A 15,388-nucleotide genomic window follows, 5' to 3' on the forward strand; every position below is an offset into this window, starting at 1 on the left:
AGGCATACAAAAAATGCGACACGAAAGACCGATGCGAAAGAAAAAGACAACAAACCTTCTGACCGAGGTAGAGCTGGAGTTCATGAATGAGCTCTGGGCACTTGGTCAGGGCTCGGTCCGTGACGTGCTTGATCGTCTGCCTCCAGAACGCAATCTGGCCTATACCTCCGGCGCAACCATCCTGCGGATTCTCGACGAGAAAGGCTTCGTCGAAAGCCGCAAGGACGGCAAGACGCTGATCTATACGCCGCTGCTGGAGAAAGACAAATATCAGGCACGGTCGTTGCAGAACCTCTCGCGTACATTGTTCGATGACACGCCTGCCTCGCTGGTGGCGCGTCTGGTAGACGATGCGGGCCTGAGCGAAGCCGATCTGGAGGAAATTCGAGCACTGGTAGAAAGGAGACTGCACAATGACGGCGGTTAAACCGGTTCTCGACGCGTATCTGGAATGGAATATCGTACTGGCCCTCGCGGCACTGGTGTGGCTGGTCGTGCGGGCCATTATGGGTCGGACGCGGCTGCAATATGGCTTTGTTGCGCAGCTTCAGGCGCTCAAGGCCCTGTGCCTTTGCGTCGTTCTTAGCCCTGTTCTGGCCATTGGGGCATTTGCACTCACCTCAGCCCATGGCACCGTTGCTTTGGGGGACATCGCTGTTGCCGCCTATCTGCGCGGCGACATCGCCATGCCCGCAACCCAATTCGAGGCGCTTTTGAACACACGCGAACGCTGGGTCGAAGTATTTGTTTCCGGTGCATACCCGGTTCTGTCCGCGATCTTCGGTCTGGTGATCGTGATGGCCGCGGCCTATGCCGTGCGCGTCCTGCGCGATGGGCTGGCGATCCGTGAAACGATCCAGACCAGCTTTTTGTGGCGGCATTCGGCCAAGGTCGATATACGCCTCTCCGACCGGATCGCCGTGCCCTTTGCCGTGCGCGGCCTTCGTCGCCGCCATGTTGTCCTGCCCAGCCATCTGCTGGACACGCCGCGCGAATTGCGCTTTGCGCTGGCGCATGAGCTTCAGCACGTGCGTGCGGGCGATGTGGAGTGGGAGCTAGGGTTCGAAATTTTACGCCCATTGCTGTTCTGGAACCCCGCCTATCTGGTGCTGAAATATCAGTTCGACCGTCTGCGCGAGCTGGCCTGCGACCAATCCGTGGTTGCCCGCCGCGGGATCAACGCGCGCGATTATACCGCTTGCCTGCTGGACTATTGCGCCCGCACGGTGCGCAAGGGCAGCCCTCGGGTTCTGAATGTCGCGCTGGTCACGGGAGGCAAAGCAAAGCGCGTGTTGCGCCAACGCGTGATGGCGCTGGCTGAGGCTCCCTCGGTCCGCTCTGGCACTCCGGTGCTGTTTCTGGGCCTGACGCTGGTCTTTGCAACCGTGCTGGGTTTTGGTGCCGCCTCCGTGCAACAGACCGAGGATTGGAGCCACGACCGATTGATGCTGTCGACAGTAGTTAACCTTGAACGGCTCGAGGCTCGCAACAGCGGCAACTGATCCCGCCTACCAACCACGCCGCCCAAACAGCGCGTGAAGTCGGTTCTGCCCGGCAAACGGGTCCGGCTTTTGCGGCGTGCTGAGCTTTGACACAACGCGGCGCACCATCACCCAGCAGACAACCGCAAAGACAACGCCCCCCAGCGCCTGCCCCATCAGGACACCGGGCGCGCCTGCAAGGATGCCTCCGACCACGGCAAACGGCCAAGTACCCAACGTATGCCGCCCCCAATTGACCCATGTGGAATAGATGGGATGGCCAAGATTGTTAAAGCTGGCATTGGCAACAAAGATTACCCCGTTGAAGAAAGACGCCAGCGCCAGAGGACCGCAGAACAGATAGATCAGCGCCCGCGTTTCCCCCTGCGCCAGAAACAGATCCGCAATTGGGCCTCGAAGGGCAAACAAGACAGCGGCCATCAGCAGAACGTAGATGGCGGTGAATTTGACCCCGGCCAGAAACGTCTCTTTCACCCGATCATACTGCCCCGCACCATAGTTCTGGCCAACGATGGGACCGATCGCGCCAGACAGGGCAAACACAACCGAAAACGCCACCGGCATCAATCGCGCTATAACCGCCATGCCGGCTACGGCATCGGTTCCGAACTGTGCCACCTCACGGATGACAATGGCGTTGCCGACGGGCGTGGCTATGTTGGTTAAGACGGCTGGTACAGCTATGGCACGCACCGGGCGTACATCCTGAACCACTTGCTTAAGCGAAGGCCGCGCGAACCCTCGATGCACCTTTATAGCAGGTCGCATCACCGCTATCAGCATACAGACCCGCGCGATGACCGAGGCTATCGCCGCCCCGTCCAGCCCAAGCCCAACCGCAAAGATCAGGATCGGATCCAGCACCGCGTTAACCAGCCCGCCGAAAATCGTCGCCTGCATGGAACGGCGCGCATCCCCATGGGCCCGCAAGACCGCCATCCCGGCCATAGCCAAAGCCATCACCCACATGGTCGGAAGAATGATCCGGCTATAGCGTGCCGCCAGATGCAGAACCTCTCCCTCGGCCCCTAACAGCGACAACAGTGTGTTTAGGTTCAGCAGCACAAGCGCGGACAGGATCATGCCCGAGATCGCACCCAGAACGGCAACGCTGGTTCCGAACCGCCTTGCTTGATCGGGCCGCCCTGCCCCAAGCTCGCGCGCGACCAGCGCGCCTGCGGCGATAGACAGGCCGACATTGACCGAGTTGGTAAAGAACAGCAGCGTCCCGGCATAGCCAACCGCCGCCGCCAACGCGTCGTTCCCCAGCATCGAGATGAACACCATATCGACGAAGTCGACAGCGAAGATCGCCATCAGGCCGATACTGGTGGTCAATGACATGCGCGTGACATGGCGCATCAGGCTGCCCGACAGAAAGACTGCCTGCCCCGAGCTTTGAGATGTCATGAACGCCCCCCTTGTGCGGGGCTAACCTGCCAGTGGAATACAGGGGGCTTCAACCCCCAAACCCCGTCAGGCAGAAGGCCCAAGCAAATGATCCGCCAGCCGCAGGGACAGTTGTACAATAGTAAACGTGGGGTTGGCGTGGCCGCAGGTCGCAAACACACCTGACCCCGCAACATAGAGGTTCGCGGCCCCATGCACCTTACAGTCGGCATCGACCACGCCAGTCTCGGGCGTCTCGGACATGCGCGCTCCGCCCATATGGTGGCTGCCATAGTCCAACGGCAGGTTTTCGAATGCATCGCGGTTCCACAAGGCGGGGTCCATCCGCATCCGGCCCAGCCCGTTTCGGATCAGGAACTTGGCCACTTCAATGGTTGATCCGCGCAGGGTCTCGATGTCTTCGGGCATCAGCCGCAGGTCCAGCCCGACCGTATTCAGATCAAACCGATCCCGCTGGTCGGTCAGAACAACCCGGCTGGCAGGGTTCGGGCGCTGTTCAGCCGTGACCTGAGAGTTGCTGGTAAAAAAGTAATCCTCGTCGAATTTCAAACCGTTGATAAAGCCCGTGTCCCCCAGCTCTTCGGGCGGCAGTTTTCTGCGTCTTAGTCGCCGCATCCGCACGGCTGAGTTGGTCCAGCCGTTTTTCAGCATCTGGTCCTGGCTGGGACTCAGCACAAGCTCGGGGCGGGAGCGCCGCGTCAGGCGTTCGAATTCCCATGTCGGGGAATGAGAATAAAGACGCCGTGTGATGAAGTATGTTTCATGGTCGATTACCGGATGCTCCATGAAACAGCGACCAACCATGTCGTTCTGATTGCCGAACCTGTTGTTTTGCCGGGCGTTCAGATGCAGCAACATACGGCTGTTTTCCAAGCCGCCCATGGCCAGCACAAAGCGTCCGGCAGCCACCGCCCCCTCGCCATCACCATAGTTACGAATCTGCGCCTGCGTGATTTGGCCGGTCTCACCATCGACGTCGAACCCTACCACATTGGCATTCAAGACAAGGTCGATGTTCGGCTCATCCTCCAATTGCCCCTGATAGAATGGACCGAAGCGTACCGGGTCCGTGTTGCCGATATCATAAAACGCCCGGTCAGAGCTGAACCTCTGCTCAACAACATCCAGCGTGCCGCTGTCGTCAACCGGTTTGCGGAAGCCGCCCGAGAACTGCCCTGTTTGCAAAAGTTTAGCTGTCTCCGCCTGATACGGGGCCAGATCCTCGTACCGAATGGGCCATCCGCTGAGGGGTACGTCCGGGCGCGGCAGAAAGTCGGACCGGTCCAGCAAAAGACATTGCCCGCCCCAATGACCGGTCGTCCCCCCAAGCGCTCGCAGCCGGGGCGCAGACAGAGGGTAATATTCCAGGCCCAGATTTTCGCCCTCATAGAGGTCCTGCGAGTCGGGCGTGACCTCACGGTCTCCGGCCTCTAGAAGAACCACTCGACGGCCCGCCTGTGCCAGTTTCAGCGCAAGCGTGATACCAGCCGGCCCCGCGCCTACGATGCAGCAGTCATAGGGCCCCTCTAACGCCGGGATTTCAGCGCGCGCATCCAGGATCATGACAACCCGTCCACATCCAGGTCGCTCGCATCCAACAGCCAGCCATCAGCAAAAACCACTTTCGGATCGGAAATGGGAGGCAGCGGATTATCCCGCGACTTCAAAACTGCAATCCGGGCAACCGGTGGGACAACGACCACCGCAGCAACAGCCCCAAGAAGATGACGCCTTTTCAAAGAAAACTTCAACGAACACACCAAACAAACAACAATTCCGGCAAGGCGACTGCATTGCCGTCTCTTTAACTTTATTGACAAGGGCCTGATTATTGCAAACCATAAAGTGATTGTTTTGCCCCGCCGCAATTCTCGCGTGACCTGGTCGGGTCGGACGGAAGCCTGTAATTTGGTCAACAGGTGAAGATTTATAAGGTTAATGAGTTCTGATGCGCCTATTGTCTCTTGAACAAGCCAGCGCCCGCGATTGGGATGTGGTGATCGCAGGCAGCAGCTTTTCCGCGATGTTTTTCGCCCACGGCTTGCCCGATCATCTTAACATCCTGTTTGTCGAAAAAGGGCAGGACTATTCTCATGCAGACCAGATCGCGCATGGGTGGGCCGTCCGTGAAAAGATCGAGCAACGCAACAGCTCGGGCGCACACAAGGAATGGGTTGCATTCACCTTGTTTGGCGGGAATTCGAACTATTGGTGGGGCAACACTCCGCGTCTGCATCCCGATGATTTCATCCTGAAAAGCAAGTTCGGTATCGGCGAAGATTGGCCCATAACCTACGATGATCTTGAACCTTTCTGGATTCAGGCCGAAGAGATGATTGAAGTCTGCGGTGGGCAATCCGATCACATCCTTCCGCGCAGCGCGCCGTTTCCGTATCCGCCCCACGCGCCATCTCGCTCTGACATAGCTTTGCGTGAAGACAGCCCGCTATGGGTGCCCTTGCCAAGCGCGACCTCGAACGGAGGCTCGCGAGCGCGGTGTTGTGCAAACGGTGTCTGCCGCATCTGCCCAGTGGACGCGAAATTTACAATTCTGAACGGGTTCGAGCGGCTGGAACATCCCGGCGCGCACTACCTGTTGGGCACTGAAGTACGCACGGTGGATATCGAAGGCGGTCAGGCCCGCGCAGTACAGGTCAAGACTGCTGACGGGGCTGAGGCGCGCTTGCGCGGCAACACAATTGCGCTGGGAACAAACGGGATATTCAACGCTGCCATTTTGCTGAGATCAGGAATAAAAAACAAAGCTCTAGGTGCGTACCTTCATGAGCAAGGTGAGGTTGATATCATTCTGGACACCGCAAATATCAAAGCCTTCTACGGCGGCGCGTCCGAAACCGGGCATGGGTATCATTTCTACCATGACATTGACCGATCAGAGGCCGGCGCTGTTCTGATCGAAACCGTTAACGCCCCGGTCTCGATCCGGCGAGAACAGGGCAAATGGGCCAACCGACTGCATCTCCGGTTAACCGTCGATGATATTCCAATGGCAGAGAACAGGGTCCTGCTGGAGGACGACGAACCCGTCATCGAATGGGTCGGGTACACCGACTATGCGATGCGCGGCCTGCGACGGGCGATTGACGGCTTGCCGGACATCATCCCCGATACGGTCGAGGACCTGATAGTGGACGAAAAAATTCGCACACAGGCGCATATTCAAGGCACGCACCGCATGGGTCCCTCGGCCGAGTCATCGGTGGTTGACGATCGGTTGCGCCTGCATGGGGTTCCAAACCTGTTCGTACTGGGCTCGGGCGCTTTCCCGACCTGCTCGCCTGCCAACCCATCCCTGACCATTTCCGCCCTATCCCTCAGAGCATCGGAGGTTGTCACATGAGCTGGTCGCGCCGTCGCGTTCTTGCCTTGGGGGTTGGTGCCTTTGGCGCAGGTGTTGCCTACCGGCTGATCAAGGGGCACGGCATTGCCGGTCACGCGCTTGACGTCATCAACCGGATCTATGGCCCCCAGATCGCGCGACAGGATGCGGCCACTGAGTTCGCCTATGCTTACGAAGAATTCGTTCTAGAGAAAGGGATCGAAGGGAAGGCTCTGGATTTGGGATATTGGAGCGGGCTGCACCGATTGCCCTATGCAAAAGACGTCCTCGGCAAGATCGACGACAGCGTCATCGACAAATTTGCAACTTCGACTAATGTCATCCGTGCAGCAGAGGACGGACTACCGCTGGAATTTGTCGCCTTGTTCGAACCCTATCACACCCCCTGCCTGAGCCAATTGGGGGCGTTTGCAGTGTCGTGACTTGCGGTTTACCCGGATATCTCTCACATTTGAATGACCGCTATTTTCTAAGTCATGAAAGGCCGTTGGGATGCGCCTGCGAGCAGTTTTGATCTGTGCGTTTTCAGTATTGTGTGCGCCCCTCGGGACATGGGCCGCGACGCCATTGCTTTGGTCTGAATTGCCCGACCCATCCGTACAGGATTTTCACGACCCGTTTCGCGCACTCAGCCCGGAACAGTTCGATGATGTTGTTTACGTCCTGCGTTTGCGCAGCCGCTTGCAACAGGCTGTAGGCACCGCCGAGGAACGGCAGATGTGGCAACAAAATCTGTTTGAAACCGAAGATGCTCTTGCCGCTGAAAAAATCGACATCGACCGATTGTTGAGTCAGCGCGACAATGTGATCGCGCAGCGCGCGAAAGCCGGTTCCCAAGGCAATCCCGATCTTGAGGGTAAAGCCGCCACAATTCGAGGCTATGCTATCCCGGCTCCTCAAGCTCCTAACGGTGCTTCAATCATATACCTTGTACCGAGGCCAGGCATGTGCAGCCATTTACCGCCGCCGCCTCCGAACCAGATGATCCGCGTCGAACTGGAGACGGATTGGATGCCCGAATACATTCACCAAAGTGTAGAGGTCACTGGCCGGCTGACGATTTCCCCGAGCAACACTCAATTTATTGTCGTGGATGGACCTGTCGCAATGCGTGCCACGTTTCTTCTATCTGATGCCATTGTCACCCAGGCTGACGTTGCAGACAGCGCGACCCAGACTTTCAAGGACCGTCTGCGTGCCGCATCCCGCAACAAAACGGGTGGCGCGGTTTTGTCGAATGAAAACTAAATTCATCGCCTGCTCGACCTACGTGACGAGATGAAGCGGCACGCAGGTCGGGCTACTATCTTTCGTTGAAAGCACGGCCCAAAGTCGTCTGGACAGGTCTCAACATATAGGACAACAGCGTTTGCTCCCCTGTCGTCATCTCGGCCACAACCGTCATCCCGGCCTGAAGTGGCCTTTCATAAGGTCCACGTCCCACATTGCCTTCAACCAAAACAAAGGATGCGCGAAAATAGGTCTCGCCGGTCCTCTCATCGGTAAGCGGCATGGGGTAGACAGTTTGCAATCGCCCTTGGATCTTTCCGAACCTGCGCACATCGAATGTGTCAACGCTGACGGACACTGGCTGACTGGTATCCACATGACCGATATCCGCGTTTGGAATGCGTGCCTCAACCAATAGCGCGTCATGTGTTGGCGACAATTCGAACAGCACCTCACCCGGCGCAATGACCTCTCCCGGATTGGGATAGGCAGCAGCTTGAACGACTCCGCGGGCCGGAGCCACGATGGCCAGGCTCGCGATCTGAGCTCCCACTATCTTGAGAGCGGCAATAAGCTCTGCCCTTTCCTGATCCAGATCAGAAAGTTTCGTCAATACCTCTTCGCGCAGAGCCAGAGTTTCCTCTGCCATAGACGCGCGGGCCAAATTCAACGCATTTTCAGCCTGGGCCAACCGAACCCGCGCGTCCGATGCCGCAATTCGAACCGCTTCAACCTCATCTTCCTCTTCAAGATAGTCGCTCAAGGTTTTCAATCCGCGTGCCCTAAGCTGTGCATATCTTGCCAGAAGATCTTGTTTTCTTTCGACCCGTGCTGCTGACAGTTCGGCTGCATCTTGCAAAATTCGCAGCGTCCCCTCTTGCTGCTGGATCGATACCTGCTGGATCGTCTGGCTTTCAGAATACAGATCCAGCCTAGCCGCGGCATTGGTCAGGCCTCTACTCCTTATCTCATCAAGCGCGCGGTCACTTGGCAAAGTCTCGCTGTCTAGCATGGACAAAACGGTTTTGGCATTTTCGGTCTGACGAATAATTGCTGAAAGCTGACCCGTCATAATGTCCTGCTCACGCGAAAGGTCTGGATGGTCCAATTCCACCAAAAGTTGGCCCGCCTCGACCGTTTGGCCATTGCGCACATGAACGGCACTGACCACGCCTCCGTGCAGAGTTTCGATCTGAGCATAGTCCCCGAACGGCAAGATTGTCCCCGGGGCCCGCGTGATTTGAGGAACGTTGGTTTGCCCCGCCAGAACTAGTATCACGCCCAGAAAGCCCGAGATCGTCAGCGCCAAAAACGCGGCCACCCTTGGAGGTCGCATCCGACGACGATTTATTAAACGTGCCGTGGGACCGGAGGTCGAATTTTGTTGTGTCTGCTCTCTCATTTTATTTTTCCATTGCCTTTAAAATGGCCTTCAACTTTCCGCGCCCGACCTCTCCGGTGTCATTCAAAACCACGCGCTCTCCGTTTAGAAACACAAAGCGATCTGCGATCGAAAGGAAGGACCGGTCCGCAGTTGCGATCACAACGGTGCTCCGCCTCTTTTGCTGTCGCACCCACTCTTTGAAGGCAGCACGGCGCTGATCTGACAAACCATTGGTCGGTTCCGAAAACAGATAAACCGATGAAGGGCGCGCCATGCTACGCGAAAGGGTCAGAGCCTTGAGGGTTTCATCTGGCAACTGCGCCAGGTGAGCGTCGGTCAGACGAGTTTCAAGACCATCTGGCAACAACTCCTGGTCCTGCGACAATCCCATCTGCGACAAGGCCGTTTCGATTTGGCAATCACTTAGTGACACAGACGCCAATCGAAAATTCTGTGCGATCGTGCCGTAGAACAGCTTTTTTTCAAAGGTCGCGTAAGTAACCGAAGTGCGCAGTTCGTCCCTGGCGATTTGCCGCAAGTCAACGTCATCATAAGATACAGTGCCCGCCAAAGGCGTAGCCAACCCGTCCATCAGGTCTAAGACCGCCGTTCGCACGGCTGCATCACTGCTCATGATTAAGGTGACTTCACCGGGATCACAGCTCAAACTCGCCTGCGACAGAAGCGGTGCATTCAGCGGATCTGGGCGAAAAGTGACGGCAGAAAACTGGATCGCGCCCTGAATGTCTTTGCGATGAGAATGCTCCAACCCCAGTTCAAGCTCTTCGGGCAATGAAAGCACCCGATCAGCCTGATTGCGGCTGTGACTGAAAATCAGGATTTGAGCCCAGCAACTACACAATGTCTGTACCGGGGCAAGAATTTTTGACACCAGAGCAATCACAGCGATTAAAGCGCCAAAACTGAGATCGCCATTCACCGCTGCATAAGCGCTGAGAATAATGGCCCCCACAGTGGCCAACGCTGTCATCGATTGGGACAAGGACTGCGTGAATGCCTGAAACACACGTGCACGCCGCGTTGCATCCTCTGCCGCTTCGGACAAAGACAAGCTGCGATCCAGCCATCTCTGTTGCAGTCCCAAGTCGCTCATCATGCGCTGGTGCAATATCGCCTGCTGCATTGCAGATTGACTTTTTGCAGCCGCATCTGAGGCTGCACTGTCCAGTCGCCGCTGTTCGGGGATGGTGACGAAACCGAGTATCACCAAAAAAACAACAAGCCCAAGCGTCAACAATCCGACCTGAGGGGCAAGAAAAGTCAGGACGGCAAAGAAAATTAAAACGAAAGGCAAATCGAGCAAGCTGGTCATGATCTGGCCTGTGAACACGTCTCGCAGGGCTTCGAATTGCCTGAAACGAGAGAGCTGTTGGCTGATATCCGACTTCTGCAACTGCTGCAGGGGCAGCGACATCAGTTTGTGAAACAACGCAATCATGAGTTGGTGTTCGCCGCGCGCGCCGATATACGCCAATGCCTGTGTTCGCGCGTGTCGGAAACACATATCCGAGAGGCCGATAACCAAGACCGCAACAACCAATGACGTAAGCATTGCCACCGAACCCGATGGGATAACCTTGTCATAAATCGCCATGATCAAAAGTGGCGCAGCCAAGCCCAATAAATTGATGAGGAGTGACGCAAAAAAAAGCCAAGGCAACATCGGCCTAAAGACTCGGAATGCCATACGAACAGTTTGCGGCGTACCATCCTTTTCGCGCCAAGCCTTCGATTCAATTCGGATGACCAAACACTTACGACGTTTTGGTGAGTGGTCTTTCGCGCCAGCCACCCGCAAGGACAAGCCGTTACGCCCCAAGGCGACGTACCACGGCCCGGTTTCGGGAATAACCAAAGCCGGGCAATCCGCGTCCACAATGGTGTCTTCCCGGCATCGAGTTTTGGTATAAGAAATTTTCAGCGTGTCGAGCACATCCAGAATGTCATCCTGATCTAGCCTTTCTGATTGATGTGGGAGTGCTTCCAGCAACGTGTTTAGACTGCTTCGGCGCCCTTGGTTGTAAAGCAGAGCGTCCAGCAGGCCGGTTGCTTTTTCTACTTCAAGCGTCGTCATGCGGCCCCCTTTTGCATGGCCTCTGATGTCAGCCTTTCAAGATCCGTATCCGCGACCCACGCTGCCATGTCGCGTGACTTGGTTGCACTTAGCCTGACGACCTGTGGCGCAAATTGCTTAAAACGCGGGTCGGGCGATGCCACGATAAGCGTCGGTCGCACTTCTAACTTAGCCAGATAATCTGCCAGCGCCTGTCGCTCAGCCGTATCAAGCACAGCGGTCGGCTCGTTCATTAGCAGGATGTGAGGCTGTAGAGCCAGTGCGCGCACCAATGCGATCAATTGCCGGTTCACCGGGTCGCGTTCGAACTCCGACCCAATTGTCATTGGGGTGTTGTACCCAAGCGGCAGGCGAAAAATCCGGCGTTCCAACCCCAATGCAGCGGCAACCGTCTTGGCGCTTTCGATCCGCTCGTGATCACCAAACGCACTTAGGTTTTCCAGCAAGGTACCTGAAAGGATAACCGGTTCGCTCTCCAGCGCGACCAACGCGTTTTCGCCGCGAAAGGCAACTCTTTTCTTGGCATCCACTCTGTCGAAAAGAATGCTTCCCTGATCCAGGTCGCACTGTCCCGTTAGCGCATCAAAAAGGGCGTCGACCATCCAGCTTTCCTCGGCTTCGATCAAAACGCCTCTATCGGCGCTGGCTGTAAAACTGACCGTTGAAAATGACGCACCGTTTCCATGCAAACGCCTGACCGAGACGTCCGAGGCCGTAACAACACCCGATAGCTTCCCGTCGCCAGACGTCGCGACTAGATGCGTTTCAAGCTCATTCATCTCTTTCAATCTGGACCAGGCGACAGTGATATTTTCAGCCTGGACCCACATTGCCATCAATTTGGTCAGCGGCTGCACGATCCGCCCATTCAGAAGCATACAGGCCGCCATTTCCGCGATACCAATCTGATTTCGGATCGCCAGATAAGCGCCCAACAAGCCCATTGCGGCCACCGATACCTGAGCAAAAACGGTGCCAAAACTCTGTGCGAAGCCGGCGAAACGTATCATTCGGCCGCTGATGTCGACTGTCTGATCCTCAAGCATCTCAAATCGCCGCGACATTTGCGGCTCCATCCGGTTAGCCTTGATTGTCTTCATGTTCGACAAAAGCTCGGACAAAAAGGCGTATCTGCGGGTGTCCAGCGTCTTACGCTGTCGGAACAAGTTCCATTGAGCACGTTTCATTACGGCCGCAAAAATCAGGACGATGCCAAAAGCACCCAATGGAACCAGAACGAGCCAGCCGCCAATCAATCCGATCAAGATTGCAAACATGAGCGTAAACGGCAGATCAATCGAAAGCGTTTGCCCTTGCCCCGCATAATGATCCCGAAGTTGCGCAATCGCAGCGTAGCGCTCGGCATAACTGCTGGGTGGCTCTTTGGCGAAGGTCAGGGTATTTGCCGTCAGAACCTGTCTCATAAAAAGGCTGTAGTTGGCGCGCGCTGCATCCTCTGCGGCGGTCGACAATAGAATGGATCGGCAATGTCGCAAAACAAGTTCAAACCCCGCACTGAACAGTAGAACGCAGGTCAGAACGTGCAGAGTTTCCATGGATTGGAATGGAATGATCCGGTCGAAAATCAACAGGATTGAGATCGGCATAAAAAGTGACAATACGTTCAAAGACAGGGAAGCCACCCAAACCGGAACACCCAACCGTGGCGTCAGTTTTCGTCCGATAAATTCGCTCGATCCCATCCTATTGCTCACCCAGTTGCCTCATCCAATCGGTTTGGCCTGAACCTATTGAAGAAGCGTAAACTCCGATCGAGAACTGTGGATTATTTCGTTTAATTTTTTGATACTTAAGTCGCAATCGCAGCAACAACCTATGTTACTGATGGGCCGGAATCAGAGGAACAAACGGGGATCAGATCAATGCAAAAAGCCGGGCAATATCTTGAGCATCAGATCAATTCCGCACAAACCGAACTGAACGACAAAGCCGAGATCGACTCTCACGTTGCGCGCGGCGTTTCGATCCAAGAGGATCCGACCCGCAGCACTTTGCACACGGGGGAACGGGTCGAAGGAACGATAGACGACAGGCTGCATCAAAACGGTGCACCTGAGAAAGCAGACATGCCTTCTGCGCGCGACGACTTCATCAGCGCCGAACGCTCGCTTCCTCAAGCACAGGCCGTCATTGATGGCCAGAAAACTGTGCAAACGCGGGCTGCTCCAGATGCACCTGAAGCACCCTCTTCTTTTTCAGGATCCGCCAATGAGCCTTTTTCGAAGCTCAACACCTCAAACACGGAGGGCTCTCCGACGGTTCCAGAAATTCCGGATGTTCCGCCAAGAATCGCTGCCCCGGTTTCCATTGGTCCCAGCGCAATGCCTCCTCCAGAACAGGAGGTTGACCTTGCGCCTGACGCGCTAAATCTGGACAACGCGACCGTCGCAGAGAATGCGTCTGGTGCAGCGATTGGCACCCTCACCGTCATTGATCCAAATAGCAGCGACGCGCATGAATTTACCGTCTCGGATGATCGGTTTGAAATCATTGATGGAGAGCTGCGAATAAAACCCGAAGTATCGCTGGACCATGAAGATGCAGCCCAGATCGAAGTGGACGTGACGGCCACAAACGCGCACGGGTTCAGCTTGACGCAAACCTTCACCATCGAGGTGCTGGATGTGAACGAAGGGCCCGAGGGCGTTTCGCTCAGCAATTCAACTGTGGCAGAAAATGCAGCCGGTGCCGTGGTTGGAGAGATTTCGGTGATTGATCCAGACAAGAGCGACAGCCACAGCTTCGAAGTCTCGGACGACCGTTTCGAAGTTGTTGATGGAAAGTTACGCCTCAAGCCTGAGGCGGACATTGACTATGAGACCACCCAACAGATCGAGCTTGAGGTGACAGCTATCGACGCCGTCGGGCTGAGTGTTTCTGAAACTTTCGTAGTGGATATCCAAGACATCAACGAAGCCCCGGTCGACTTGTCCATTGGCAATGCAACAGACAATCTGGTCGCAAACGGAAGCTTTGAAGAATTCGACCTCGACCGTGGCAGATGGCGCGGCTTCGACAATGACGATTCTGGGGGATGGACCGATGCTCATGGCCTTGAAATCTGGGATAATCTATGGGGGACCAAGGCTTCACATGGGGACCAATTGTTGGAGTTGGACCACGCAAGGGGCGTCGACAGTATTTCCCAGACGATTGAGACTGAAGACGGGCAGCTTTACGATTTGGGCATTGACCTGCGAGAGCGCCTATCCGGTGGCACCGACACGGTCGAAGTATATTGGAACGGACAGTTGGTCGGCGAACTGGATCCACAATCGTCCGATTGGGAAACGTTCCAGCTTCAGGTGGTCGGCTCTGGCCAGGACACGCTGGAACTCCGTGAACCAGAAAGTCAAAATGACAGCTACGGCGCCCTGGTCGACAACATCGCCTTGACAGAGGCTCAGCTTTCGGTCGCAGAAAATACCGAAGGCGCCATCGTTGGGTATCTGAGTTTCGCTGATCCCGATGCAAATGACATACACCGGTTCGAAGTTTCGGATGATCGGTTCGAAGTGGTCGGCAACCAGTTGCGACTGAAGCCTGGTGTCGCCTTGGACTATGAAGTAGCAGCCTCGATTGACATCGATGTATCAGTGATCGACGCAGGTGGTTTAAGCCGAACCGAGACAATCTCGATCACTGTTGCCGACATGCCCGAGACTGCAATCGCCAGCGGTCTGGCGTCAAAAAACAATTCCGCAAGTCAAAGCTACTCAAAAGCCAAATACCGTGATCAGGAAGTCCAACGCTCTTTCGATGAAAGCGCGCCGACCACCGCTTTGGAAACAGGTCCAGACAACCGGCCGGAAGGAGAAAGTTCAAACGCGCCCGAAATTCAGGTCAGCGGAATTCTCTCAGCCGAAGAAGGTGGAACTATAACTCTAAAAATCGACATAGCGGAAGCCAGTGAGCGCGCGACGATTTTGTTGGACGGCGCACCCGAAAACACTCTCTTCGTTAGTGGCGAAGCCTCATTGTTATCGGATGGAGAAGTGGTCAATTTGGATGGCTGGGACCTTTCGAGTTTGGAAATTTCCCCGCCCGCTGGATTCGAAGGTAGTATCAACCTCGAACTCGCAATCTCTGATCGCAACGATCCCGACTTAGTGGACAGAATAGAAATCCCGGTTCATCTCACTGTCGGAGGATCAGAACCAGCGGGCGCGGAGTCCGAAAGAATGGATGCATCTGTACTCGCCGACGCGACGGAAACTGATATGGCCTCTCAACCTTGGGACATGGCACCGGAGGCTCAGGATATAGCCCAAGAAGCAGATGTCCTGTCCGAAACAGTGACACTACCTGACAGCCCGCAAGTTTCGGCACTAGATACACAAGTCTATGAGCGTTTCGACTGGTGAAGTAATTTTGGGCAAAGGCTG

At 55.8% G+C, this 15,388-nt stretch carries 11 protein-coding genes; 6 read left to right on the forward strand and 5 right to left on the reverse strand.

The window, feature by feature from the left end; genetic code table 11:
• The first annotated feature begins 31 nt into the window (after window positions 1-31).
• Complete coding sequence (locus ACR0CA_RS06360; protein ID WP_170769322.1) at window positions 32-427, forward strand: BlaI/MecI/CopY family transcriptional regulator; 396 nt, start codon at window positions 32-34, stop codon at window positions 425-427.
• On the forward strand, window positions 414-1,502 hold the full coding sequence (locus ACR0CA_RS06365) for a M56 family metallopeptidase (RefSeq protein ID WP_170784292.1): 1,089 nt from the start codon (window positions 414-416) through the stop codon (window positions 1,500-1,502). Before ACR0CA_RS06360 ends, ACR0CA_RS06365 begins: the two co-directional genes overlap by 14 nt.
• Window positions 1,503-1,508: 6 nt before the next feature.
• Here the strand turns inward: ACR0CA_RS06365 and ACR0CA_RS06370 are convergent, their stop codons facing one another.
• The gene (locus ACR0CA_RS06370) at window positions 1,509-2,912 is read right to left on the reverse strand and encodes an MATE family efflux transporter (RefSeq protein WP_480856731.1); all 1,404 of its coding nucleotides are present in this window, start codon (window positions 2,910-2,912) and stop codon (window positions 1,509-1,511) included.
• 66 nt (window positions 2,913-2,978) lie between these two features.
• Window positions 2,979-4,475: a GMC oxidoreductase gene (locus tag ACR0CA_RS06375; RefSeq protein WP_480897811.1), complete on the reverse strand. Its 1,497-nt coding sequence runs from the start codon at window positions 4,473-4,475 to the stop codon at window positions 2,979-2,981.
• Between the two features lie 385 nt (window positions 4,476-4,860).
• Here ACR0CA_RS06375 and ACR0CA_RS06380 point away from each other — a divergent pair, with 385 nt between their 5' ends.
• The 3 genes from ACR0CA_RS06380 (at window position 4,861) to ACR0CA_RS06390 (ending at window position 7,521) form a co-directional block, all read left to right on the forward strand.
• The gene (locus ACR0CA_RS06380; protein ID WP_480897812.1) at window positions 4,861-6,273 is read left to right on the forward strand and encodes a GMC oxidoreductase; all 1,413 of its coding nucleotides are present in this window, start codon (window positions 4,861-4,863) and stop codon (window positions 6,271-6,273) included.
• Entirely contained in the window at window positions 6,270-6,695 is a 426-nt protein-coding gene (locus ACR0CA_RS06385) for a hypothetical protein (RefSeq protein ID WP_480897814.1), read from the forward strand. The genes ACR0CA_RS06380 and ACR0CA_RS06385 overlap by 4 nt, the downstream gene beginning before the upstream one ends.
• Window positions 6,696-6,942: 247 nt before the next feature.
• Complete coding sequence (locus ACR0CA_RS06390) at window positions 6,943-7,521, forward strand: DUF3299 domain-containing protein (RefSeq protein ID WP_480897816.1); 579 nt, start codon at window positions 6,943-6,945, stop codon at window positions 7,519-7,521.
• A gap of 55 nt (window positions 7,522-7,576) precedes the next feature.
• Here the strand turns inward: ACR0CA_RS06390 and ACR0CA_RS06395 are convergent, their stop codons facing one another.
• The 3 genes from ACR0CA_RS06395 to ACR0CA_RS06405 all read right to left on the reverse strand — a co-directional run bounded on the left by ACR0CA_RS06395 (window position 7,577) and on the right by ACR0CA_RS06405 (window position 12,685).
• Window positions 7,577-8,839 carry an HlyD family type I secretion periplasmic adaptor subunit gene (locus ACR0CA_RS06395; RefSeq protein ID WP_480897817.1) on the reverse strand — a complete coding sequence of 421 codons (1,263 nt, stop codon included), beginning with the start codon at window positions 8,837-8,839 and terminating at the stop codon, window positions 7,577-7,579.
• 67 nt (window positions 8,840-8,906) lie between these two features.
• Window positions 8,907-10,982: an ABC transporter transmembrane domain-containing protein gene (locus ACR0CA_RS06400; protein WP_480897819.1), complete on the reverse strand. Its 2,076-nt coding sequence runs from the start codon at window positions 10,980-10,982 to the stop codon at window positions 8,907-8,909.
• Window positions 10,979-12,685, reverse strand: a complete 1,707-nt coding sequence (locus ACR0CA_RS06405) for an ABC transporter transmembrane domain-containing protein (protein ID WP_480897821.1) — start codon at window positions 12,683-12,685, stop codon at window positions 10,979-10,981. The genes ACR0CA_RS06400 and ACR0CA_RS06405 overlap by 4 nt, the downstream gene beginning before the upstream one ends.
• Window positions 12,686-12,865: 180 nt before the next feature.
• On the opposite strand from ACR0CA_RS06405, the gene ACR0CA_RS06410 reads away from it, so the two are divergent.
• Entirely contained in the window at window positions 12,866-15,367 is a 2,502-nt protein-coding gene (locus ACR0CA_RS06410) for a cadherin repeat domain-containing protein (protein ID WP_480897823.1), read from the forward strand.
• Window positions 15,368-15,388 lie beyond the last annotated feature (21 nt).

It is taken from the genome of Ruegeria sp. F12 (assembly GCF_056533885.1).

What these genes read in the sequence shown, in the direction of transcription:
- ACR0CA_RS06360 (WP_170769322.1), top strand. Translation starts at nt 32, where the DNA reads ATGCGAAAGAAAAAGACAACAAACCTTCTGACCGAGGTAGAGCTGGAG.
- ACR0CA_RS06365 (WP_170784292.1), top strand. Translation starts at nt 414, where the DNA reads ATGACGGCGGTTAAACCGGTTCTCGACGCGTATCTGGAATGGAATATC.
- ACR0CA_RS06370 (WP_480856731.1), bottom strand. Translation starts at nt 2,912, where the DNA reads ATGACATCTCAAAGCTCGGGGCAGGCAGTCTTTCTGTCGGGCAGCCTG.
- ACR0CA_RS06375 (WP_480897811.1), bottom strand. Translation starts at nt 4,475, where the DNA reads ATGATCCTGGATGCGCGCGCTGAAATCCCGGCGTTAGAGGGGCCCTAT.
- ACR0CA_RS06380 (WP_480897812.1), top strand. Translation starts at nt 4,861, where the DNA reads ATGCGCCTATTGTCTCTTGAACAAGCCAGCGCCCGCGATTGGGATGTG.
- ACR0CA_RS06385 (WP_480897814.1), top strand. Translation starts at nt 6,270, where the DNA reads ATGAGCTGGTCGCGCCGTCGCGTTCTTGCCTTGGGGGTTGGTGCCTTT.
- ACR0CA_RS06395 (WP_480897817.1), bottom strand. Translation starts at nt 8,839, where the DNA reads ATGCGACCTCCAAGGGTGGCCGCGTTTTTGGCGCTGACGATCTCGGGC.
- ACR0CA_RS06400 (WP_480897819.1), bottom strand. Translation starts at nt 10,982, where the DNA reads ATGACGACGCTTGAAGTAGAAAAAGCAACCGGCCTGCTGGACGCTCTG.
- ACR0CA_RS06405 (WP_480897821.1), bottom strand. Translation starts at nt 12,685, where the DNA reads ATGGGATCGAGCGAATTTATCGGACGAAAACTGACGCCACGGTTGGGT.
- ACR0CA_RS06410 (WP_480897823.1), top strand. Translation starts at nt 12,866, where the DNA reads ATGCAAAAAGCCGGGCAATATCTTGAGCATCAGATCAATTCCGCACAA.